This window comes from Arthrobacter sp. 2MCAF15 (genome assembly GCF_052115605.1).
Taxonomy (GTDB): domain Bacteria; phylum Actinomycetota; class Actinomycetes; order Actinomycetales; family Micrococcaceae; genus Arthrobacter.
Genome location: NZ_JBFRGZ010000004.1, coordinates 41561 through 63173, shown reverse-complemented (window position 1 = coordinate 63173; position 21613 = coordinate 41561). Strand labels below are relative to the sequence as shown.

Below are 21613 nucleotides of genomic sequence, written 5' to 3'. Positions count from 1 at the left end.
ACACAGTCGGTTGACCGCATGGCCTCGACCAGGCCAAGGAAGCGCTCGAAGGCCTGGCCCTCTGCCCCTGGGCCGCGCCGCCGGCTCGGGCAGCACGGACTGGAATTCATGGTCCGTGCTGCCCGTCGGGTGTCTTGCCTGTCCTTGCCTGGTCGCCGGGCTGTCAGTTCGCTGCGGTCCCCGCGGCGGCGCCGACCCCGGCCTCGACGGCAGCGCCGCCTGTCCCTCCGGCGAGCCGGAGCCAGGTATCCACCACGGTGTCAGGGTTCAAGGAGACCGAATCGATGCCTTCGTCGACCAGCCACTCGGCGAAGTCCGCGTGGTCGCTCGGGCCCTGGCCGCAGATGCCAACATATTTTCCGCGCGCCTTGCAGGCCTTGATGGCCATGCTCAGGAGCTTCTTGACCGCGGGGTCGCGCTCGTCGAAGCCGCCGGAGACGATCGCGGAGTCCCGGTCCAGGCCCAGGGCCAGCTGCGTCATGTCGTTGGAGCCGATGGAGAATCCGTCGAAGTAGTCCAGGAACTCGTCGGCGAGCAGGGCGTTGGACGGGATCTCACACATCATGATCACCTCGAGGCCGTTCTCGCCCCGGATCAGGCCGTTCTCCCCCAGCAGGTCAATGACGCCGCGGGCCTCGTCCAGGGTGCGCACGAACGGGATCATCAGCTTGACGTTGGTCAGCCCCATCTCGTTGCGGACGAAGGACAGGGCCTCGCATTCGAGGTCGAAGCAGTCCCGGAAGGACGGCTCCAGGTACCGTGAAGCGCCGCGGAAGCCGATCATCGGGTTCTCTTCGTGCGGCTCGTACGCGGGTCCGCCGATCAGGTTGGCGTATTCGTTGGACTTGAAGTCGGACATGCGCACAATCACCGGTTCCGGCGCGAAGGCCGCCGCGATGGTGGCCACGCCTTCGGCCAGGCGCTTGATGTAGTACTCGCGCGGGCTGTCGTACGCGGCGATCCGCTCCCGGATGTCCGCCGCGACGTCCGCCGGCTGCTCGTCCAGGTTCAGCAGCGCTTTGGGGTGGATGCCGATCTGGCGGTTGATGATGAATTCGAGCCGGGCCAGGCCCACGCCGTGGTTGGGCAGCTGCGCGAAGGTGAAGGCCTGCTCCGGGGTGCCGACATTCATCATGACCTTGACCGGGGCCTCGGGGAGCTGGGTGATCTCGGTTTCCTCGATGCTGAAGTCCAGGAGCCCCTGGTAGATCACCCCGGTCTCGCCGTCGGCGCAGGACACGGTCACCTCGAGGCCGTCGGAGAGGACATCCGTGGCGTCCCCGGTGCCGACGACGGCGGGAATCCCCAGTTCCCGGGCAATGATGGCCGCGTGGCAGGTTCGTCCGCCGCGGTTGGTCACAATGGCGGAGGCCCGCTTCATGATCGGTTCCCAGTCCGGGTCGGTCATGTCGGCGACGAGGACATCGCCGGTCTTGAAGGCGGCCATCTGGTCGATCGCGGTGAGGATGCGCACGCTGCCGGCGCCGATCCGCTGGCCGATGGCGCGGCCCTCGACCAGCACCGGGCCGGTCCCGTTGAGGCGGAAACGGCTCAGGCTGCCGGAGGCCCGGCGGGACTGCACGGTCTCCGGGCGGGCCTGCAGGATGTAAAGGCCGCCGTCGATCCCGTCCTTGCCCCATTCAATGTCCATGGGACGGCCGTAGTGGTTCTCAATGGCGACGGCGTGCCGGGCGAGCTGCTCGACGTCGTCGTCGCTGAGGCTGAACCGGTTCCGCAACGAGGCCTCCACCGGCACGAAGTCGATGGTGCGGCCGATTTCCCGGCTGGCCGTGTAGGTCATCTGGAGGGCCTTCTCCCCCAGCCCGCGCTTAAGGATGGCGGGCCGGCCGGCCTGCAGCGCCGGCTTGTAGACGTAGAACTCGTCGGGGTTGACGGCACCCTGGACCACGGCCTCGCCCAGGCCGTAGGAGGACGTGACGAATACGGCGTCCTGGAACCCGGACTCCGTGTCCATGGTGAACATGACGCCGGAGGCGCCGACGTCGGATCGCACCATCCGCTGGATGCCGGCCGAGAGCGCCACCTCGGCGTGTTCGAACTGGTGGTGCACGCGGTAAGCGATGGCCCGGTCGTTGTAGAGGGACGCGAACACGTCCTTGATGGCGAGCAGGATGTTCTCGATGCCGCGGATGTTCAGGAAGGTTTCCTGCTGCCCCGCGAAGGAGGCGTCGGGCAGGTCTTCCGCCGTGGCGCTGGAACGGACGGCCCAGGAGAGGTCTTCGGAGCCGCCGTGCTTGTCCACCAGCTGCAGGTAGGCGTTCCGGATCTGCGCCTCAAAGTCCGGCAGGAAGGGCGTCTCGCGCATCAGGGACCGGATTTCCTGGCCGGCCGAGGCGAGGGCCGTCACGTCGTCGGTGTCCAGGCCCACCAGACGGTCGGCGATCTTCTGGTCCAGCCCGGAATCTGCCAGGAAGTTGCGGTAGGCATCCGCGGTGGTGGCGAAGCCGTCCGGGACCTGGACGCCGGCAGAGGTCAAATTCTGCACCATTTCACCGAGGGAGGCGTTCTTTCCGCCCACCCGGTCCAGGTCCTTGAGGCCGAGTTCTGAGAACCACAGGATGTCTGTCGTCATTAGTTGCTGCTCCTTTGCAGATGATGGCATGCAGATGCGCCGCCCCGCTCGCGGCGATAACCGGTCGGTGGGCGCGAATCCTGTCCACAGTGACAGGTCTCCGGCGACCTTTCCATATGACATGCGCCACACCGGGATTGTGAAAATTTTCCCTAATGTTTGAGGTTCATGCGCTGCAGGATGGTGGCGGCCATTTCCTCCACGGAAACCGTGGCTGAATTCAGGTACGGAATCCGGTGGGAGACATACAACTGCTCGGCGCTGCGCAGCTCGAAGCCGCACTGCCGCAGCGACGCATAGGACGAGCCGCGGCGCCGTTCGGTGCGGATCTGGCTCAGGCGCAGGGGGTTGGAGGAGAGGCCGAAACATTTCTCAACGAAAGGCCTCAGCGGCTTGGGCAGGCCCTCCCGCTGAAAGTCCTCGTCAACCAGCGGGAAATTCGCGGCGAAGATGCCGTGTTGCAGGGCCAAATACATGGTGGTCGGCGTTTTGCCGCAACGGGACGGTGCCACCAGGATGACCTGGGCCTTTTCCAGCGCGCGCAGGCTCTGGCCGTCGTCGTGCTCCATGGCGTACTCGACGGCGGCCATCCGGGATTGGTACCGCTCCGCATTGCCCAGGCCATGGGCCCTCCCGGGTTCGCCGCTGGCCGGTGACCCCAGGGCCTGCTCCAACTGCCCGACATGCGTGCCGATGAGATCCACGACGATTCCCTTACACGTCGCCAGGACCTGGCGGACATCGCTGCTGACGGCCGTGGAAAAGACGATCGGCCGCGGGCCGGCGGCGACCAGCCCGTCAATGGTGCCGACCACGGCCTTGGCCTGCTCGGCGGTGGTGATGAACGGGACCGTGATGCGGTCAAAATGGTTCGCGGGGAACTGCGTCAACAATGTGTTGCCGAGCGTTTCCGCTGTGATGCCGGTGCTGTCCGAAAGGAAATAGACAGGCCGAAGAGCGTCATTGGTCATGAACGCATTCTCCACCAAAGGCGGCAGCCGCCAGGCATCGGAGTGCCGGCGGGTCCTTACCCGGGCTCCGGACCCAGACGTAGACTGCTCGCGTACGGCGGCACCAACACCACCAACGTTCGCAGGAGATGCTCATGAGCTATGAAGGCACCGGTAATGAGAAGGCCGTCGCGGCAAGCGACCTTAACCGCACCCACGTCGGGCTGACCGTCAGCTTCCAGCCGGACGAATTTACCGTGGTCTTCGGCCGGATCGGCGCCATTGCGCGCAAGGAGGGCGGCGTTACCATCGCACTTGCAGGGGTGGACGGAACGGGTGGCCTGCCTTCCCACTTCAGCCTTCCTCCCGCCCAGCACGTCTACGTCCAGCCGGACATGCTCACCAATACGGAGTCGACCATCAAGGATTTGTTCGGCAAGGTGCAGGAGAACCTGCGGAGCCACAAGGGCGATCAGCGGCCGGACGGCGTCTAGCGAAAGCTTCTCGACGGGGCGTCGACCGTCCCGGCGCCGGTCAGTACACTGGGACGCATGACCGAGCAGGAACCGGGCCAGCCCGGAGCCGCTGCGGCTCCCCACGGCAGTGCGGGCCTCCCCGAGGACACGGCCGCCCCGTCCATTCCGGCCGAGGCCGGCGGGGCGCTGCGCCTGGACGACCCCGACGCCGTCGACACGTCCTTGCGCAGTCCGGCGGAGCGGAACCGCACATTCGGCGGGATCCTGGTAAACACCGCCCTCGCCAACATCACCACCAGCTACCTGTGGTTCGCCCTGACGTTCTGGGTGTACCTGCAGACGCGCAATGTGATCGCCACCGGGGTGATCGGCGGCGCGTACATGCTGTTGATCGCCCTTTCCAGCATCAGCTTCGGCACCTTCGTGGACCGTTACCGCAAGCTGGCCGTGATGCGATTCGCCGCAGGCTTCACGCTGGTGATGTTCCTGCTGTCCGGGGTCATGTTCCTCTTGACACCCACCGCCTGGCTGCTGGACCTGGCACAGCCCTGGTTCTGGGTCTTCACCCTGGTCATCCTGGTCGGTGCAGTCGTGGAAAACATGCGCAACATTGCCCTCTCCACCACCGTCACCATCCTCATTGAGCCGGACCGGCGGGCCAACGCCAACGGGCTGGTAGGCATGGTGCAGGGACTGATGTTCATCATCACCTCCGTGCTCTCCGGGCTGTCAGTCGGGCTGATCGGCATGGGTTGGACGATCGTGGTCGCGCTCGTTCTCACGGCCCTGGCCTTCGCGCACCTGCTCACCCTGCGCATGCCCGAGGAGGTGCGCGCGGCCGCTACGGACGCACAAGGCGGATTCGATCTGCGCGGCTCCCTTGCCGCCGTGCTGGCCATTTCCGGATTGTTCGCGCTGATCGTGTTCTCCACATTCAACAACTTCATCGGCGGCGTCTACATGGCGTTGATGGACCCCTACGGCCTGGAAATGTTCCCCGTGGAGCTGTGGGGAGCCTACTTCGCGCTGGGCGCCACAGGGTTCATCGTAGGCGGCGCTCTGATCGGCAAGTTCGGTCTCGGGTCGAACCCGTTGCGCACCATGCTCATCGCGGTGATCGCGATGGGGGTCCTCGGTGCGGTGTTTACGCTGCGGGAGTGGGCCTGGCTGTACATCGCCGGCATCTGGCTGTACCTGGTCCTGGTGCCTTTCGTGGAGGCTGCCGAGCAGACCATCATCCAGAAGGTGGTGCCCTTGCCCCGGCAGGGCCGCGTGTTCGGATTCGCCATGGCGTTCGAATCGGCGGCAGCACCGATCACCGCGTTCCTCATCGCCCCGATCGCACAGTTTTGGATCATCCCGTACGCGCGGTCTGCCGAGGGCTCCGCCCAGCTGGCCCCGCTGCTGGGCGAGGGTACTTCCCGGGGCATTGCCCTGGTGTTCCTGATAGCCGGGCTCATCATGATCGTGGCCGCGCTGCTGGCCTTCCTGACGCCGGTCTACCGCCGGGTCTCGGCGTCGTATGGGCGGACTGCTGCAGAGGCGCCGGTGACGGCGGACACCGACTCCGAGTCCTCCGGGTGAACGAGTCCACGCGACGCGTTTACGTGCCCAGGCGCAACCTGCCCTTGGCGGCTCAGGTTCCGCAGAAGGTCCGGTAGGGGCCGAAGCTTTCCGGGGCGGCTGTGGCGTAATGCTCCAGACCGGGCCGCTCGTCGAAGGGTGAGGCTACGGCGTCCATCAGCCGTTCCAGCGGACCCAGGTTTCCGCCGGTTGCGGCTGCCAGGGCCTCCTCCACCAGGTGGTTCCGCGGGATGTAGACGGGGTTGACCCGGTCCATGGCGTCGGCATCCGGTCCCAGGGCGCGCCAGCGCGTCACCCAGGCATCGAACCGTGCCGTATCCAGATGTGCGGTTTCCAGAACGGCGGTGCCCAGAATCTGGCCCCGCGCAGGTTCATCCTGGCCGCGGGCGGCTTTGCCCAGGTGCCGGAAAAACGATGTGTAGTCCGCCCGTGACTCCTGCAGCAAGGCCACGAGCTCGTCCACAAGAGGCGAGGCCGTGTCGTCGTCGAGCCCTTCACGGAACCCCAGCTTTGCCTTCATGCCTGCCGACCAGGCTTCACTGTACTGCCGGCGGAACCCGCTGAGCGCCTCCACAGCGAGGCCCACTGCCTGCTCCTGGTCATCGTGGAGCAGGGGCAGGAGAGCCTCGGCGAGCCGGGCAAGGTTCCACTCCGCCACCAGCGGCTGATTGCGGTAGGCGTAGCGTCCGGTCTCGTCGATCGAACTGAAGACGGCCGCGGGGTCGAAGCCTTCCATGAAGGCGCACGGCCCGTAGTCCAGGGTTTCGCCCGAGATCGTCATGTTGTCGGTGTTCATGACCCCGTGAACGAACCCAACGAGCATCCACTGGGCCACCAGGGAAGCCTGGGCTGATATGACCGCCCGGAAGAGTGCGAGATATCGGTTTTCCGCCTCCGCGCCGGCCTGGTAGTGCCGGGCCAGCGCGTAGCCGGCGAGGCGGCGCAGTAGGCCGATGTCGTCCGTGGACCGGGCGTACTGGAAGCTGCCCACGCGCAGGTGGCTGCTGGCAACCCGGGTAAGAATGGCGCCGGGCAGGAGCGTCTCGCGCTGCACCGGACGCCCCGTGGCGACGACGGCGAGGGACCGTGTGGTGGGGATGTTCAGCGCGTGCATCGACTCGCTCACGATGTATTCGCGCACCATGGGACCGACCACTGCCTGGCCGTCGCCGTTCCGCGCAAACGGCGTGCGTCCCGATCCTTTGAGATGGACGTCGCGGAGCTGCCCGTCCGCGTGCCCGATCTCGCCGAGCAGGAGGGCGCGCCCGTCGCCGAGACGGGGCGCGTACCAGCCAAACTGGTGGCCGGCGTAGGCCTGCGCCACCGGGCTGGCCTCCGCGGGGATGGCGTTGCCGATCAGCAGGCGCAGACCCTCAGGACTCCGGAGAAAGGCCGGATCGAGGCCGAGCTCGGTGGCGAGCTGCTCGTTGAGGACCAAAAGGCGCGGGTCGGGAGCCTCCTCCGCGCGCCAAGGAATGGCCATCTCCTTGAACTCCCGGGCGAAGCGGTCATCAAATGTGACGGTCGGATGCGCGATGCCACTCATCTTTCAAGGATACGGGCGAGGCTGTCAGTAGCCGGCCCGCAGGCATAATCTACGACTGAACGCTTTCTTCCAACGCCGGGGAGCTCATCATGGACAACGAATTCGCTGATGTCATCGACCACGACGTCACCACCATCACGTGTGTGTGCGGCAATACCGTGAGCACCGAGGGATTGATCCAGGCGAACTCACAGGGCGTCCCCGTTCACATCGGCGGAAACACGCCGGTGCCCGCGGGTCTGGCTGCGTGGCCCGAGGACGAGGATCTCTACACCCTGTGCCCGGCGTGCGGCCGCGTTTACCATGACGTGGTCATCGAAGAGACGGGGACCGCGCCGGTCGCTTTCCGGGTGGATATCGCTGCCGGACCGATCGCAGAGGCCATCCGTGTCCACTGGGACCTCAGCACCTAGCCCTGTGACGGTTTCCAGGATCAGCAGGTGCTCTGGCTGGGGCATCCGATCGTTGCTAGCGTGACGGAATGAACTCGTCGAAGACCCCCGCCGAGATCCTCACCATTGACGGCAACGAGGTCCGCATCTCGAGTCCGGACAAGGTGGTGTTTCCCGGGCCCGGGCTGACCAAGCTCGACCTGGTTCGCTACTACCTCGCCGTCGCCGATGGTGCGCTGCGGGGCGCCGGCGGACGGCCCATGGTGCTCAAGCGTTTCCCGAAGGGGATCGGCGCTGAGCCGTTCTTCCAGAAGCGCGTGCCGGAAAACCACCCCGACTTCATCCACACGACGACCCTGCATTATGCGTCGGGGACATCAGCCGAAGAAGCCGTGATCCGGGATGCCGCGGGCCTGGCATGGGTGGTGAATCTTGGCTGTCTGGACCTCAACCCGCATCCCGTGCGCGCCGAGGACCTCGAGCACCCTGACGAGCTCCGGGTCGACCTCGACCCGATGCCGGGGGTCGACTGGGCGCAGATCGTCGACGTCGCCTATGTCGCCCGGGAGGTGCTCGACGACGTGGGACTGGTGGGCTGGCCGAAGACGAGCGGTTCGCGGGGACTCCACATCCTGGTGCGCATCGCGCCCCGGTGGTCCTACCGGGACCTGCGGCTCGCCGCCGAGACCCTCGCCCGCGAGATCGAGAACCGCGCCCCCGGCCTCGCCACCGCGCGGTGGTGGAAGGAGGAGCGCGGCGAGAGTGTGTTCGTCGACTTCAACCAGAACGCCAAGGACCGCACCGTGGCATCGGCGTACTCGATCCGGCCCCTGCCCGACGCCCGCGTCTCGACTCCGCTCACTTGGGACGAGGTTGCCTCCGCCCGGCCGGAACAATTCACGGTTCCCACGGTGCTTGAACGCTTCGCAGCAATGGGCGACCCCCACGCCGGCATCGACGACGCCGTGGGGACCCTCGACAGGCTCATCACCTTGGCTGCCGAGCTCGGCCCCGCCGAAAAGCCGCCGCGCGGCGGCGACGGCTCGGGCCGCCGGCAGTCGGTCATGCCGCTCATCGAGGTGGCACGCACCAAGACCAAGCCCGAGGCGCTCGCCGCGCTCGAGGAATGGAAGACCCGGCATGCGGACCTCATCCCGGCCCTGCATCCCGCCGACATACTCGTCGATGGAATGCGAGGCTCAAGCTCGCTTTGGTACCGGGTGCGGGTGAACCTGCAGCATGTGGCCGAAGATGAGCGTCCGCCACAGGAGGAGCTCATCGCTGACTACGACCCGTGGGCGGGCAAACAGTGGCCGGGGCGCCCCGGGTCCTGACACCCCCATCCCCTGGCAGCTGTGCTCCGGACTACGAAGCGGCGTCGTGTGGGTACCGGATGACCACCAGCATGCTGCAGCCCGGTTCGCTTCGATACGGTCCGTGTTTCATCCCGGGCGGACGGCACGCATACATCCCGGCGGTGAAGGTTTGGCCAAGTCCCAGGTCGGTCAATTCTCCGGTAAGGATCATGACCTCTTCCCAGTACTCATGGGTGATGGTTTCCGGAGCAGTGGCGGCACCAGCCTGATAGCGCTGCAGAAGGGTTGCATCCCCGCTGCCGGGGTCCTGCGCCAGCATCTGATCCCAGATGCCGCTGCTCTTGGGTCCCGACGGGTGCCAGTCACCGGCCGGTTCGTGGAATTCCTGTTCCTGCTTGCTCAATGTTCTCGCCCCTCAGTCGTGACTCATCTGTCAGGACGCTTGTTAAAGGGCGCGCGCGTTGGCCAGCACCGGCAGTTTGGCGCGGACGGCCGCTACTTCGGAAGGGTCGACGTCGATCACGGCCAGTTGCGGTTCGCGGCCGAGGGTGACCAGTGGCGTGCCGAGCGGCGACACCACCGCGCTGTGCCCGATGCCGGTGGGTGCGGAATTCACCGGCTCCTGGCCGATGCTGGCGGGATCTCCCTGTCCGCACGCCACAACGAACGTGGTGCTGTCCACGGCGCGGGCGCGAACCAGCAGATCCCACTGCTCCACCTTCCCTTCACCGGATCCCCAGGACGCGCAGACAATGTTGATCTGCGCCCCGGCCCTGGCGTTGGCACTGAAAAGTGCTGGGAAGCGCACGTCGTAGCAGGTGGCCAGGCCGATGACCGTCCCGTTGACCTCAAACGTCACGGGCGACGTGCCAGCGTCGACCGAATCCGACTCCGCGAAGCCGAAGGCGTCAAAGAGGTGGATCTTGTCGTAGGAGGTGTTGGTGCCCGGGCCGGTAACCAGCAGGGTGTTTCGCACCCGACCGTCCCGCCCCGGGGTGAACATGCCGGCCACTATCGTGAGCCCCAGCTCCGCGGCGATTCCGCGGACGGCGGTGGCCCACGGGCCATCGAGAGGCTCGGCAACCTCGGCAAGGGGATTCCCGAACGCGCGCATTGCAGCTTCCGGGAAAACTGCGAGCTCGGCGCCCGCGGCCTGGGCGCGGGTGGCGTAGTCTCGGATCTGCTCCAGGTTGGCTGCCGGATCGGCGCCCGTGATGATTTGGGCGAGTGCTATGCGCATGGTTTTACTCCAGTTTGTTGTATACCTAATGTATGCGGAAAATTTCGGGGCCGGCCTCCTCAGGCCGGGAAAAGGCCTACGCGTATTTGCGTGAGAACGTTTTGACCGACCCGGACGTGCAGGGAAAGTTCCTCAACGAACAGGAACTCGCGGCCGACATTGGCGTCTCCCGCACGCCCGTGCGTGAGGCGTTGCTGTTGCTGGTCGCCGACGGCCTGGTGGAGCTGATCCCCCAGCGCGGGGCCTACGTGCCGGTGGTCACCGGCCGGGAAGTCTCCGAACTGATGGAACTCCGCGGCGTCCTCGAGCGCCATGCGGCCGGGCTGGTCATCGCCGAGGGAAAGGTTCCTGCCGCTCAAATGCAGGAGACCCTGGCCCTTCAGGCGGCCCTGCCGGACACCCTCGAACCCGAGTCTGTCAGGGAGTTCATTCGTCTGGACACGCTGTTCCATCAGCAGCTCATCGACGCCGCGGGCAATGCGCTGATCTCCCGGACCTACAGCAAGCTCCACGTCCGGCAGATCCTGGTGGGAATCTCCGCCCTGTTCGGTACCAGCGGCCGCCGGCACGACGTCTGCGCCGAACACCAGGGCATCCTGGATGCCCTGGTGTCCGGCGACGCCGCAAGGGCGGAGCAGGCGATTGAACATCATCTGGCTGTCACACGGGACATCCTGCTCCGCAGCTAGCTGTTGGCACCGACGGTGGTTCCATCGACGCCGACCGCCGGGCGTTCGGTGGAGGAACCCTCGAGGAGCAACTTGTAGTCGTCATCTTCGGTGGTGTTGGAGTTCCGTCCCAGGGACAGCCCGATCAGCGTCACGACGGCGGCGACGGCCACGTAGATCGCCACCGGCACCCAGGTGCCGAACTGCGAGAGCAGCAGGGTGAACATCAGCGGGGCGATGGCGCCGCCGATCACACCGGCGAACGTATAGGCCAGCGAGCTGCCGGTGGAGCGCAGCCGGGGCGAGAACTGCTCCACAATGAAGGCCGCCTGCGGGCCGTACATGAACGAGTGCGCCATCAGGCCAAACACAATGCCGATGATCAGCATCGGCTCATTCTTGCCGCCCAGGATACCGAAGAAGACGAACGTCCAGGCCGCTCCCACCACCGCGGCGATGCCATAGACCAGGCGGCGGTTGATCCGGTCGGAGACGGCGCCGGCCAGGGGAATCATGAACAGCTGGAAAGCGGACCCGATGAGGACCGCGGTGAGCACCTGGTTCCGCTGGTAGCCGAGGACCTGGATGCCGTAGGTGAGGGTGAAGACGGTAAACAGGGCGTAGAGGACGTCCGGTCCCACGCGGCAGAGGACGGCGGCGATCAGCGGGCGCAGTTCCTTGCTGAAGACCTCGCGGATGGGGGCATCAGGCTGCTGGCCGTGCGCTTCGATTGCCTTGAAGATGGGCGTGTCCTCGAGCTTGAGGCGGATCCACAGACCAAATCCAACGAGCAGCGCCGACAGCAGGAAGGCGATGCGCCAGCCATAGCTGATGAACTGTTCCTCTGTGAGCGCCAGGGTCAGGATGGCGAGGGCACCGTTGGCCAGCAGGTTACCGGCGGGCGGACCCACCTGGGCGGCCGAAGCCCAGAAACCGCGGCGCCGCGGATCTCCGTACTCGCTGGAGAGCAGGACGGCCCCACCCCACTCGCCGCCGACGCCCACACCCTGTGCGAAGCGGAGCAGCACCAGAATGATAGGGGCCGCAATGCCGATGGTGGCGTAGCCCGGCAGCACGCCAATCAGGACGGTTGCGACGCCGATGATCATCAGGGTCGCGACAAGGACTTTCTTGCGCCCGATGCGGTCTCCGAGACGGCCGAAGACGATTCCGCCCACGGGGCGGGAAATGTAGCCCACGGCGTAGGTGGAGAACGCCAGGATCGTCCCGGTCAGCGGATCTGACGACGGGAAAAAGACGATCGGGAACACGACGGCGGCCGCGGCTGAGTAGACCGCGAAGTCGTACCACTCGAGCGCCGTGCCGGTGAGGCTGGCGGCAAAGGCCTTGTATAGGCCCTGGGGTCGGATGGGCGCCTCCGGGCGCGCTGCCGCGCCGGATGCCTGTACGGGAGCATTGGCCATAATTGTCCTCCACGAGATTTCGAAGTGATGCCTGTCACGCTGGCATTAAATGTATACATTACGCATACTAGATGTACATTGGCGACTGTTTACGGTTTCCGGTTTGTAAATTTCTCACCGTCCCAACACACGAAGGAAGTACTGACATGGCTACGCTCAGCTTCGAACTCCCCGACGGCAGCACCCGAAACGTGGAGGTCGCCCACCTGCTCAATGCCGGCTACGCAGGCCGCGAGCAGGATGAGGTGCAGGCCCACATCGAAGAACTTGCCCTGCTCGGCGTCCCCGGTCCCACCACCACCCCGGCGCTGTATCCCGTGTCGCCCTACCTTGCGCAGCAGGCCACCGAAGTCCGGGTGCAGCACGGCCGGACATCGGGGGAAGCCGAGTGGGCGCTGGTGATCACCGAGGACGATGTACTGCTGACGGTCGCCTGCGACCACACGGACCGCGATCTCGAGGTCCACGGGGTGGCCTGGAGCAAGAACGCCAGCCCTGACGTGCTGGGCCGCAAAGCCTGGCGGCTTGATGACGTGCGCGGCCACCTGGACCGGATCACGCTGAAGGGGTGGGTCGGCGAGGGAGATGAGGCTGACACTCTGATCCAGGACAGCACCCTGGGGGCCTTGCTGACCCCGGACTACTGGCTGGACGTCCTTTCGGAGCGCGGCCTGGACCAGCCAGGCACTGTCCTGATTTCTGGCACGGTGGCCATGACCCATGGTGTGGACCAGTTTGCCCGCAGCTGGAAGGTGGAGATGACCGATCCGGTCACCGACTACTCGATCGAAGCGGCCTACATCGTGGAACAAATGGCGGAACCCATCGGCTGACCGCCGTTCCGCGGAGGGGCATTCGCCGCAGATCATTGCGGACCGTACCAAACTTGCCTATCGTAGTCCCATATAAGTGGCCCGGGGCAACCACTATCGGGGGCGGGCCATTGTTGCCTCGGCGACGATATCAAAGCAGGACCCCCACCTGAGCACGGAGAAGTGCAGGTGGGGGTCCTGTCCTTTGCCCCGGGCCGCCGACCCGCAGGTCCGGGCGAAGACCCGCAGTGATTCCTGTGGAAGATGCGCAGATGCGCGGCCTTCTCCGTGGACGGATCCCACATTCGGATCGATCAGGATCTAAGAAGCAATCAGCCGGCCCGCGGCATAGTGTCAAGAGCATCACCAGTCCGCCTCACTGAAGGACCTGCCATGACCTCCATCGAATCAGTCACCCTCGAAGTAGATGACCCCGCGGCCGCCACCGCCTTCTACACCGCCGCCTTCGGACTGGGAACGCACGTGCGCGTGCGAGCCACCGACGCCCCGACCAGCGGGTTCCGTTCGTTCACACTGTCGCTCGTCGTGTCGCAGCCGTCCACCGTCAGCAGCCTGGTCGAGACCGCCGTCGCGGCTGGCGCCACGACGCTGAAGCCGGCCCAGAAATCGCTGTGGGGCTACGGCGGCGTCGTGCAGGCTCCGGACGGCGCGATCTGGAAGGTCGCGACGTCGGCGAAGAAGGACACTGGCCCGGCCACCCGGAAGGTCGACCAGATCGTGCTCCTGATGGGAACCGCCGACGTTGCTGCGAGCAAACGGTTTTACATTGACCAAGGCCTCGCCGTCGGGAAGAGCTTCGGCAAGTACGTCGAGTTCGCCATGCCGTCGAGTCCCATAAAGCTGGGGCTCTACGGGCGCCGGGCGCTCGCCAAGGACGCCGGCGTCTCTCCCGAGGGCACGGGGTCGCACCGACTCGCGATCGGCAGCGACGCCGGCCCGTTCACGGACCCGGACGGGTTCGCCTGGGAGGGCGCTACAGACTGAGCCAGGTGACGGCGTCGACGTCGTTACCCCGCCTGCCGATTCGCTGCCGCCTTTGGCGGCGTCCTTCCGTACACGGGCGCTGCGTGCGATCGTTACAGCATGCAGACCGTGTTCGAGGCTGCCGGCGGCGACGGCTTTTTCCTGTCGCTGGCCGGCGCGTGGCATGTCAGGGTGCTGGCGGACGAGGTGGTTGGGCACGCTTTCAGCCATGGGTTCCATCCCGAGCACACGCGGCGGTTGGCCGCGTATTGGGCGGAGGCGTTGGGTGGCCCGACGACGTATTCGGACTCCTATGGCGATGAGACATCAGTGGTGCGGATGCACAGTGGCAACGGCCCGCACGAGGACATGGACCGCAGGGCGATCGCCTGCTTCGATCAAGCGCTGACAGACGTCGGACTCACCGACGCCGACCCGCTCCACAAGGCGCTCCACGACTACTTCGCTTGGGCGACCACCACCACGATGTCCCGGTACCAGCGCTCCGCAGATGACGTTCCGTTCGGCCTTGCCATCCGGCAGTGGTCTTGGGACGGGCCCGTCAGCAGGACGGGTCCAAGCTCCTGATCGCACAGGCGCCCGCTGCGGACGTGTCGGCGCATATGGTCAGTCCCGCAGGTCGACGTCGGGCGGGCTGATCATTGCGGTGCGCGATTTTCCCGCCGTCGGACGGGTTGGGACCCTTTCCGCTGCGCTCCAGTTGACGAGGAAGTCGAGCTGTTCCTGGGCGTGGGAGCCGGGTTCTGCGGTGTAGGCGATGAGGGTCAGGCCCTCCCCGGGGAGTTCGAGTGCGTCGCCGGTGAGTTCGATGTCGCCGATCAGCGGGTTATGCAGTGTCTTGCGGGCCGAGCGGTGGAAGCGGACGTTGTGCCGTGCCCAGCGTGTCGAGAATTCCGTGCTTCCGGTGGCGAGGTCACCAATGAGGCTGTTCAGGGCCCTGTCGCGCGGATTGCGGCCTGCTTCCGTGCGGAGGGCGGCTGCAAGGTCATCTGCGAGCGTCTCCCATTCGAGAAAGAAGTCTTTCGAGCGGGGGTCAAGGAACATGAAGCGGGCGAGATTCAGCGGCAGGTTCTCCGGGCTGAGGATCCCCGCGTAGAGGGCGAAGCAGAGGCTGTTGGCGGCGACAATGTCTCCGCGCGAGTTACGGACGTAGGCGGGCGTGCCCGTCATGCCGGCCAGGATGCGTTGAACACTGGGGCGCAGTTCTGCCCGCACCCGGCGCGTACCTGATTCCCGCGAGGGCGCCGCGGCCTTCGCCAGGTCAAGCAGGTGGGCCCGTTCCGCCTCATCGAGCCGGAGTGCGCCGGCGAGGGATTCGAGGACACTCTCGGAGACTCCCCGCAGGTTGCCCCGTTCGAGCCGGGCATAGTATTCGGTGCTGACGCCGGTCAGCATGGCCACTTCCTCGCGCTTGAGCCCCGCCACCCTCCTCGTGCCGCCGTAGTCCGGCAGCCCGGCCTGGGCCGGAGTGATGCGCGACCGCCGGCTCATGAGGAACTCGCGGACGTCTTGACTGTTCTCCATGGCCTCTACGCTACGGCGGACCGGCCCGTCCTAACAGGAACTGGCAGTACACCGCACGACAGGCACTGCCGCGCGCCGGAAATGGCTGGTTGTCTTGAATGCAGGGCAGCACGGCACTCAGCACCGGCTGACATCCGGGCAAAGGAAGGACGCAATGCAACTCATACCCACCACCCCAACGATCAAGGGCCCCAGCGACAGGTTCGCCGGAGACGTCTACCTCAACACGCTTTGCCAGGGTCAGGCTCCCTCCAGGTTCATGGCCGCGATGGTCCGATTCACCCCGGGCGCCCGCACCAACTGGCACTCCCACCCCCTGGGCCAGACCCTGCACTGCACCGACGGGACCGGGATCGTCGGCACCCGCGACGGCACTGTGATCGTCATGCGGCCCGGGGACACGGTCCACACCCCGCCCGGCGAGGAACACTGGCACGGCGCCACCCGGGACTCCATGATGTGCCACCTGGCCCTGGCCGAACACCTCGACGGGGCGAGCGCCACCTGGCTGGAACCCGTCACGGACCAGGCCTACGAAGCCGCCCACCCCCAAACCCGCCGATAACCACTGACGAATCAAAGGAATTTCATGAACAGCGTGACCCTCAACAACGGCGTCAAGATGCCGATCCTCGGCTTCGGCGTCTTCCAGATCCCCGACGTCGAAACCCAGGCCGCCGTCGAAGCAGCCCTCGCGGCCGGCTACCGGCACCTGGACACGGCCGCCTCCTACCTCAACGAGGCTGCCGTCGGCGCCGCGATCAAGGCCAGCGGTATCGCCCGCGACGAGCTCTTCATCACCACCAAGCTCTGGATCCAGCACGCCCCCACCGGCAACGTCCAAGAGGACACCAGGCGCGCCTTCGAAAACTCCCTCAACCGGCTCGGACTGGACCACCTCGACCTCTACCTGATCCACCAACCCCTCGGGGACTACTACAGCGAGTGGCGGGCCATGCAGGACCTCCACAAGGAAGGCCTCGCCCGCGCGATCGGTGTGTCCAACTTCCACCCCGACCGTCTCGTGGACCTCATTGACCACAACGAGATCGTCCCGGCCGTCAACCAGATCGAGACCCACCCCTTCCACCAGCGCGCCAACGACCAGGCCCTGATGCGCGAACGCGGCGTCCAGATCGAGTCCTGGGGACCCTTCGCCGAGGGAAAGAACCACCTCTTCACCAATCCGGTCCTCAGCGCCATCGCCGAAGCCCACGGCAAATCAGTCGCCCAGGTGGTGCTCCGCTGGCTCATCCAGCGCGAGGTCGTGGTCATCCCCAAGTCGGTGCGCCCCGAGCGCATGGCCGAGAACCTCGACGTCTTCGGCTTCACCCTCACGGACGAGCAGATGAGCCAGATCGCCACCCTGGACACCGGTGCCAGTCTGTTCTTCGACCACCGCGACCCCGCCATGGTCAGCTGGCTGGGCGGACGCCGAATCGCCTGAGATGGCTACCGGCCCAACGACCACTGGGCGGCAGGTCCTGCGACCAGCGGTCACGTGCCCAGGCGCTGCCACGCTCTTAGACAGGGACAAAAAAGCTGCGCCCCGGAAGACCGGGGCGCAGCCACTCCCGCGCAGGCTGCAGGCACGCAAGCCGTGAACTTGCTGTGACTTCCAGTGTTTTGGCTGTGAATCATCCGGCGTTCCTTGCGCGAGTCTGGTTGCCTGCGGCAAGCTGTTGATGACCTGAAGAATTGATCTTCATGGGGGTCCGACAGCAAGGGTGCCGTGGGACTTTGCCGTCGCGAAACCGCAGCCGGGCAGGAGCCCGCAGAACGGGAGGCACGCACCATGAACCGTGCACCATCCAGCCCGGCTAAAACTCGCGCCATCGTCATTTTCTCGATTGTTGCGGTGGTGGTAGTTCTGGGACTTGTTTTTATTTTCATTTCCCGGCCCACCGTGACGCCGCCTCCCGGCGCTTCGTCGACTCCGGGCGCGACATCCGCTCCGGGAGGGTCCGGGGTTTCGCCGAGCAATCCTGCAGTGTCCGGGCGCGCGACTTACCATAAAGTCCCCAATCAGGTCCTGTACGCGCTCGACAGCGCCGGTAACCCGAATATCTCCGGGAACCTGACCAATATCAAGCAGGGCGACGCCGGCGATTGCTATTTCCTGGCAGCCTTGATGACAGTGGCCGCGCAATCGCCCGAAACCATTTTGAACATGGTCCGCGACAACGGCGACGGTACTTACACCATTTCGTTCCACAGCAAGTATGACGGCGTTCCCAATCCGGTGACGGTGACGGTCAACGGCGACCTTCCATACCGCCGCGGCACTCCCTTCGAGAACGGCATCGAGAACATCGACGGCAAAAACGTTTCCTGGGCCGCAATTATCGAGAAAGGGTGGGCGGCCGTCAACGGCAACCACTATGACGGCATCGATGGCACCGATCTCAGCAACGCCCAGGATCACGATGTGCACAATGCCCTCTATGCCATCACCGGCAAAGAGGGCGTCGACCGCAATCCCGGGGGCCCCATGACGGGAGTGAGCTTTGAGCAGATCCAGCAGGATTTCACGAACGGCCTGATAACCCTTGGGACCTCCAACGACAACGGCAAACTGGTCTCCGACCATTCCTACGCATTGCTGGGCGTGAATTCCTCCGACCAGACCGTCGTGGTGGGAGACCCGGAGGGCGGCCAGGAGACGCTGTCGTTCGAGACGTTCCAGTCCACGAACATCAACCAGTACATCGCCATTCCGACCTATCCCAAGGCCTGACCGCTGAAGTCCTGGCCTCCGAAGGCATGACGGCCGTCCCTTCGCCCATCGGGCCACTTGACCTATGAGGGCTTTGGCCGGGCGCGTACGTGCATCCGCTCGCCCTGCTGTCCAAACAGACTGATGAACTCGACGGGTCTGCCGTCAGCGCTGGCGAACCAGTGCGGTGTGTGGGTGTCGAATTCCGCGGCTTCGCCGGGGCGAAGTTCAAAGTCCTTGTCGCCCAGAACCAGACGCAGTCGTCCGTTGAGGATGTATAGCCATTCGTAGCCTTCGTGAACGCGCGGGTCGGGCTCTGCCCCGCGGGCTTCACCGGCGAGCACCATCTTGAAGGCCTGCAATCCGCCTGGCCGGCGCGTGAGCGGAACAGCCGTCATGCCGCCATGGGTGATGGGCCGGAGGTGAATTCTCGGATCCCCGGTGGGTGGGGCGCCGACCAAATCATCGAGGGGAACACCGTACAACCTCGCGAGGGGCAGCAGGATTTCGAGGTTTGGCCTGCGTTGGCCGGACTCGAGGCGGGACAGGGTGCTGATTGATACCCCGGACGCGGAGGACACCTCTCCAAGGGTGAGGTTGCGTTCCGCGCGCAGAGCCCGAAGCCGGGGACCGACCGCACCGAGGACATCGTCAAGCTCATTTGCCATATCCCCACTTTGCCATAACGGCAAATACATTTGTCAATCCTCGTGCATGCGGTGAAAGCTGGTGTGACCGCCCAAGGACGCTGGCGGCGAACCTGCAGGACGCGACGAAGGAAAAATAAGTAATGGACACCACACGGCATGACGTTGTCATTGTTGGCGGCGGCGCGGCGGGACTGAGCGCGGCCACGACGCTGGGCCGGGCGCTGCGCTCGGTACTGGTCATCGATTCCGGAACTCCACGCAACGCACCCGCGGCGGGTGTACACGGTTATCTCTCCAGGGACGGGATGAACCCCGGGGAGCTCCTGTCCCTCGGGCGCAGCGAAGTGCGCTCCTATGGAGGAACGGTCATTGGCGGCGAAGCCGTTTCGGCACGGCGAACCCCCGATGGTTTCGAGGTGGCCCTCGGAGATGGCCGCCGGTTCTTCGGCAGACGCCTCCTGGTCACCACCGGATTGACGGATGAGCTGCCGCCCATCGACGGGCTGCGGGACCAATGGGGAAAGGGTGTTGTGCACTGCCCCTATTGCCATGGCTGGGAAATCCGCGGGCAACGGATTGGAGTGCTGGGCACCGGCCCGCTGTCCGTCCATCAGGCACTGTTGTTCAGGCAGTGGTCCCGGGATATCACCCTTTTCCTCAACGACACCGTGGAACCCACCGACAAGGAGTGGGAGAAGCTCGCCGCCCGGTCCGTAACGGTCGTCGAGGGCGCCTTGGCTTCTGTTGACGCCGTCGATGGTGTCCTCACCGGGCTCACGCTCCGCCAGGGCTCCTCGTTCGACGTACAGGCCCTGGCTGTCGGAGCGCGGATGGAGGCCAGATCCACACTTCTGGAATCACTCGGGCTCACTCTTCAGGTGCACCCGTCGGGGGTCGGACGGTTTATCGAGACTGACGCTATGGGTGCCACGGCCGTCCGCGGCGTGTATGCGGCGGGCAACGTCTCCAACTTGATGGCCCAGGTAATCACCGCGGCGGCCGAGGGTGTCATGGCCGGCGCGGGAATCAACGCCGACCTCATTGAAGAGGAAACCCGGTGGGCCGTCGAGGGCCACTTCGGCCCCTTCTCGGCCGCCGCGGAAGCCGCCGCTTCTCAGATCCTGCCGGGTCACCGCCGCCATGGCGTTGATGATGGGCAGGAAGCCGCCGGCATGGGCCGTGCGGCCACAGTAGAACAGTAGAAAGGTAACCGGCATGGATCACCAGCCCCACCGGACACGGGACAACAACCACCAGAACCACCAGCGATCTGGCGGTCATGACCAGCACCGCGTCCTCGACCTCGATGCCGAGGTGTTCGGCGACCACCTCGCAGCCGTCCTGGACTTAGCCCGGGTGCCAGTTGCGCGCAGCGTCGTTGACCTCGGCGCCGGCACCGGTGCAGGCAGCCGGCTGCTGCGCAGGCGGTACCCCGACGCTGCGGTGATGTGCGTCGACAACGACCCGCAGATGCTCAAGCTGCTGCGCGGGCAAGGCTTCGCCGTGGTCGAGGCCGACCTCGACGACGGCTTCCCCGCGATTGGCGGCTCCATGACCACGGCTGATCCAGCGGCCGACGCCCACGTTGACCTGGTGTGGGCGTCCTCCTCGCTCCACCACGTGGCCCACCCCGCGCGGCTCCTGTCGGGAGTCCGCCGGGCGCTGGCGCCGGGCGGGATCCTGGTCGTCGTCGAGCTCGCCGCCCTGCCTCGCTTCCTCAGCGATTCGCGCGAAGCGCGGCTGGAGCAGCGCTGCCACACCGCCGCGGCGGCCGAGGGGTGGAACCACCACCCGAACTGGGCGCCGGTCATCGAGTCCGCCGGGTTCAGCGTCACCCAGTCCAAGGTGACCACAACCGCACCCGCGACCCCGGCTGCACGGGAGTATGCCCAGCAGTGGTTCGCGCGCTTCTCGCACCTGACCGCCATGGCCGCGGACGACCGTGACTCCGTGGAAGACCTGCTGGAACGGTTCCCCGACGACATCGAGCTGGAACCCCGCGCCACCCGGACCGTCTGGGTGGCCACCCCGGACCAGTGCCAGCAGCAGCCCCGCATATTTGTCCGCGTTCTGCAGTCAAAATAGACGACCATCGTCAGAGTACTGCAGGTCTTTCAGTCTCGGCTTGAATTGCGCCAAATCCAGGCAGGCGCAAGGCCGCAGAGCGTTCACGGCAAGAAGTGCCCCGTTCAGAGTTCCGTAAATGGAACACCTTGCGGGCAGCCCGCAGACCAGGCGAGATGCGGCCACGAAAAAGCCTTGTCTGGGTGCGGAACGACCAGTAGCGTTCTGCGCAGTGGGCCTGCGGACCGCTGGCCCCCTTCGAGAGGACGCGCTATGCCAACCGTGATCGGCCACCACGATGTGAAGGACAAGGATCATTGGCTTGCCTCACCGAAACGCGAAGAGGTCTTCGGGCCCCTCGGAGTCACTAACATCCGGACGTTCGTCAACCCACAGAACCCGACGCAAGTGGCGGTGCTGATGGACGTTCCCGACATGGATGCCCTCATGGCCCTGATGCAATCCGGGGCCGGGGCCGAGGCAATGGCGTATGACGGCGTGCTGCCCGAGACATTGGTGATTCTCGTCGAGGCCTAGTTCCCTTTCTCGGACACGGGCGCGCAAAAACTGCTTATCGGCCGTGAACGGCCTCACCTCTTGTCGCGACGGACGATCTCTGACCGGGACAGCTTCAGCTTTCACCGGACAGGCCC

At 65.7% G+C, this 21613-nt stretch carries 22 protein-coding genes; 14 read left to right on the top strand and 8 right to left on the bottom strand.

Going from position 1 to position 21613, the window contains the following annotated elements; all coding sequences use genetic code 11:
* Positions 1-163 precede the first annotated feature (163 nt).
* Both ppsA and AB4089_RS06240 read right to left on the bottom strand, forming a co-directional pair.
* The gene (gene ppsA / locus AB4089_RS06245; RefSeq protein WP_441408433.1) at positions 164-2593 is read right to left on the bottom strand and encodes a phosphoenolpyruvate synthase; all 2430 of its coding nucleotides are present in this window, start codon (positions 2591-2593) and stop codon (positions 164-166) included.
* Positions 2594-2745: 152 nt separating this feature from the next.
* Positions 2746-3564, bottom strand: coding sequence for a pyruvate, water dikinase regulatory protein (locus tag AB4089_RS06240; protein WP_441408432.1), 819 nt, complete (start codon positions 3562-3564; stop codon positions 2746-2748).
* Between the two features lie 134 nt (positions 3565-3698).
* Here AB4089_RS06240 and AB4089_RS06235 point away from each other — a divergent pair, with 134 nt between their 5' ends.
* Both AB4089_RS06235 and AB4089_RS06230 read left to right on the top strand, forming a co-directional pair.
* Positions 3699-4037, top strand: a complete 339-nt coding sequence (locus tag AB4089_RS06235; protein WP_441408431.1) for a hypothetical protein — start codon at positions 3699-3701, stop codon at positions 4035-4037.
* Between the two features lie 57 nt (positions 4038-4094).
* Positions 4095-5603 (top strand): MFS transporter, encoded by a 1509-nt coding sequence (locus AB4089_RS06230; protein ID WP_441408430.1) that lies wholly within the window; start codon positions 4095-4097, stop codon positions 5601-5603.
* Positions 5604-5655: 52 nt separating this feature from the next.
* Here AB4089_RS06230 and AB4089_RS06225 read toward each other — a convergent pair whose 3' ends face one another.
* Positions 5656-7149 carry a protein adenylyltransferase SelO gene (locus tag AB4089_RS06225; RefSeq protein ID WP_441408429.1) on the bottom strand — a complete coding sequence of 498 codons (1494 nt, stop codon included), beginning with the start codon at positions 7147-7149 and terminating at the stop codon, positions 5656-5658.
* An 89-nt stretch (positions 7150-7238) separates the two neighbouring features.
* On the opposite strand from AB4089_RS06225, the gene AB4089_RS06220 reads away from it, so the two are divergent.
* Both AB4089_RS06220 and ligD read left to right on the top strand, forming a co-directional pair.
* Complete coding sequence (locus AB4089_RS06220) at positions 7239-7562, top strand: hypothetical protein (protein WP_441408428.1); 324 nt, start codon at positions 7239-7241, stop codon at positions 7560-7562.
* A gap of 68 nt (positions 7563-7630) precedes the next feature.
* On the top strand, positions 7631-8875 hold the full coding sequence (gene ligD, locus AB4089_RS06215) for a non-homologous end-joining DNA ligase (protein ID WP_441408427.1): 1245 nt from the start codon (positions 7631-7633) through the stop codon (positions 8873-8875).
* A 31-nt stretch (positions 8876-8906) separates the two neighbouring features.
* Here the strand turns inward: ligD and AB4089_RS06210 are convergent, their stop codons facing one another.
* Together AB4089_RS06210 and AB4089_RS06205 are read right to left on the bottom strand one after the other, a co-directional pair.
* On the bottom strand, positions 8907-9260 hold the full coding sequence (locus AB4089_RS06210; protein WP_441408426.1) for a cupin domain-containing protein: 354 nt from the start codon (positions 9258-9260) through the stop codon (positions 8907-8909).
* A gap of 42 nt (positions 9261-9302) precedes the next feature.
* Complete coding sequence (locus AB4089_RS06205; protein ID WP_441408425.1) at positions 9303-10097, bottom strand: carbon-nitrogen hydrolase family protein; 795 nt, start codon at positions 10095-10097, stop codon at positions 9303-9305.
* Between the two features lie 32 nt (positions 10098-10129).
* Between AB4089_RS06205 and AB4089_RS06200 the strand changes: the two genes are divergently transcribed.
* Complete coding sequence (locus AB4089_RS06200) at positions 10130-10786, top strand: GntR family transcriptional regulator (RefSeq protein ID WP_441408424.1); 657 nt, start codon at positions 10130-10132, stop codon at positions 10784-10786.
* Here the strand turns inward: AB4089_RS06200 and AB4089_RS06195 are convergent.
* Positions 10783-12189 (bottom strand): MFS transporter, encoded by a 1407-nt coding sequence (locus AB4089_RS06195; protein ID WP_441408423.1) that lies wholly within the window; start codon positions 12187-12189, stop codon positions 10783-10785. The two genes, AB4089_RS06200 and AB4089_RS06195, sit on opposite strands and share 4 nt — an antisense overlap.
* Positions 12190-12335: 146 nt before the next feature.
* Here AB4089_RS06195 and AB4089_RS06190 point away from each other — a divergent pair, with 146 nt between their 5' ends.
* The 3 genes from AB4089_RS06190 to AB4089_RS06180 all read left to right on the top strand — a co-directional run bounded on the left by AB4089_RS06190 (position 12336) and on the right by AB4089_RS06180 (position 14573).
* A complete protein-coding gene (locus AB4089_RS06190; RefSeq protein WP_441408422.1) occupies positions 12336-13022 on the top strand; it encodes a DUF2848 domain-containing protein in 687 nt (228 codons plus the stop codon).
* Between the two features lie 372 nt (positions 13023-13394).
* A complete protein-coding gene (locus tag AB4089_RS06185; protein ID WP_441408421.1) occupies positions 13395-14006 on the top strand; it encodes a glyoxalase in 612 nt (203 codons plus the stop codon).
* Between the two features lie 99 nt (positions 14007-14105).
* Positions 14106-14573 carry a group II truncated hemoglobin gene (locus tag AB4089_RS06180; protein WP_441408420.1) on the top strand — a complete coding sequence of 156 codons (468 nt, stop codon included), beginning with the start codon at positions 14106-14108 and terminating at the stop codon, positions 14571-14573.
* Positions 14574-14612: 39 nt separating this feature from the next.
* On the opposite strand, the gene AB4089_RS06175 is transcribed toward AB4089_RS06180, so the two are convergent.
* Positions 14613-15530 carry a helix-turn-helix transcriptional regulator gene (locus tag AB4089_RS06175; protein WP_441408419.1) on the bottom strand — a complete coding sequence of 306 codons (918 nt, stop codon included), beginning with the start codon at positions 15528-15530 and terminating at the stop codon, positions 14613-14615.
* A 154-nt stretch (positions 15531-15684) separates the two neighbouring features.
* Between AB4089_RS06175 and AB4089_RS06170 the strand changes: the two genes are divergently transcribed.
* The 3 genes from AB4089_RS06170 (at position 15685) to AB4089_RS06160 (ending at position 18267) form a co-directional block, all read left to right on the top strand.
* Positions 15685-16095: a (R)-mandelonitrile lyase gene (locus AB4089_RS06170; RefSeq protein ID WP_441408418.1), complete on the top strand. Its 411-nt coding sequence runs from the start codon at positions 15685-15687 to the stop codon at positions 16093-16095.
* Positions 16096-16119: 24 nt separating this feature from the next.
* Positions 16120-16977 carry an aldo/keto reductase gene (locus AB4089_RS06165; RefSeq protein ID WP_441408417.1) on the top strand — a complete coding sequence of 286 codons (858 nt, stop codon included), beginning with the start codon at positions 16120-16122 and terminating at the stop codon, positions 16975-16977.
* Between the two features lie 348 nt (positions 16978-17325).
* On the top strand, positions 17326-18267 hold the full coding sequence (locus AB4089_RS06160) for a C2 family cysteine protease (RefSeq protein ID WP_441408416.1): 942 nt from the start codon (positions 17326-17328) through the stop codon (positions 18265-18267).
* Between the two features lie 62 nt (positions 18268-18329).
* Here the strand turns inward: AB4089_RS06160 and AB4089_RS06155 are convergent, their stop codons facing one another.
* Positions 18330-18914, bottom strand: a complete 585-nt coding sequence (locus tag AB4089_RS06155) for a helix-turn-helix domain-containing protein (protein ID WP_441408415.1) — start codon at positions 18912-18914, stop codon at positions 18330-18332.
* A gap of 122 nt (positions 18915-19036) precedes the next feature.
* Here AB4089_RS06155 and AB4089_RS06150 point away from each other — a divergent pair, with 122 nt between their 5' ends.
* From AB4089_RS06150 to AB4089_RS06140, 3 genes are all read left to right on the top strand, one after another.
* On the top strand, positions 19037-20098 hold the full coding sequence (locus tag AB4089_RS06150; RefSeq protein WP_441408414.1) for an NAD(P)/FAD-dependent oxidoreductase: 1062 nt from the start codon (positions 19037-19039) through the stop codon (positions 20096-20098).
* Between the two features lie 13 nt (positions 20099-20111).
* A complete protein-coding gene (locus tag AB4089_RS06145; protein WP_441408413.1) occupies positions 20112-20981 on the top strand; it encodes a class I SAM-dependent methyltransferase in 870 nt (289 codons plus the stop codon).
* 252 nt (positions 20982-21233) lie between these two features.
* Entirely contained in the window at positions 21234-21497 is a 264-nt protein-coding gene (locus AB4089_RS06140; protein ID WP_441408412.1) for a hypothetical protein, read from the top strand.
* The last annotated feature ends 116 nt before the right edge of the window (positions 21498-21613 follow it).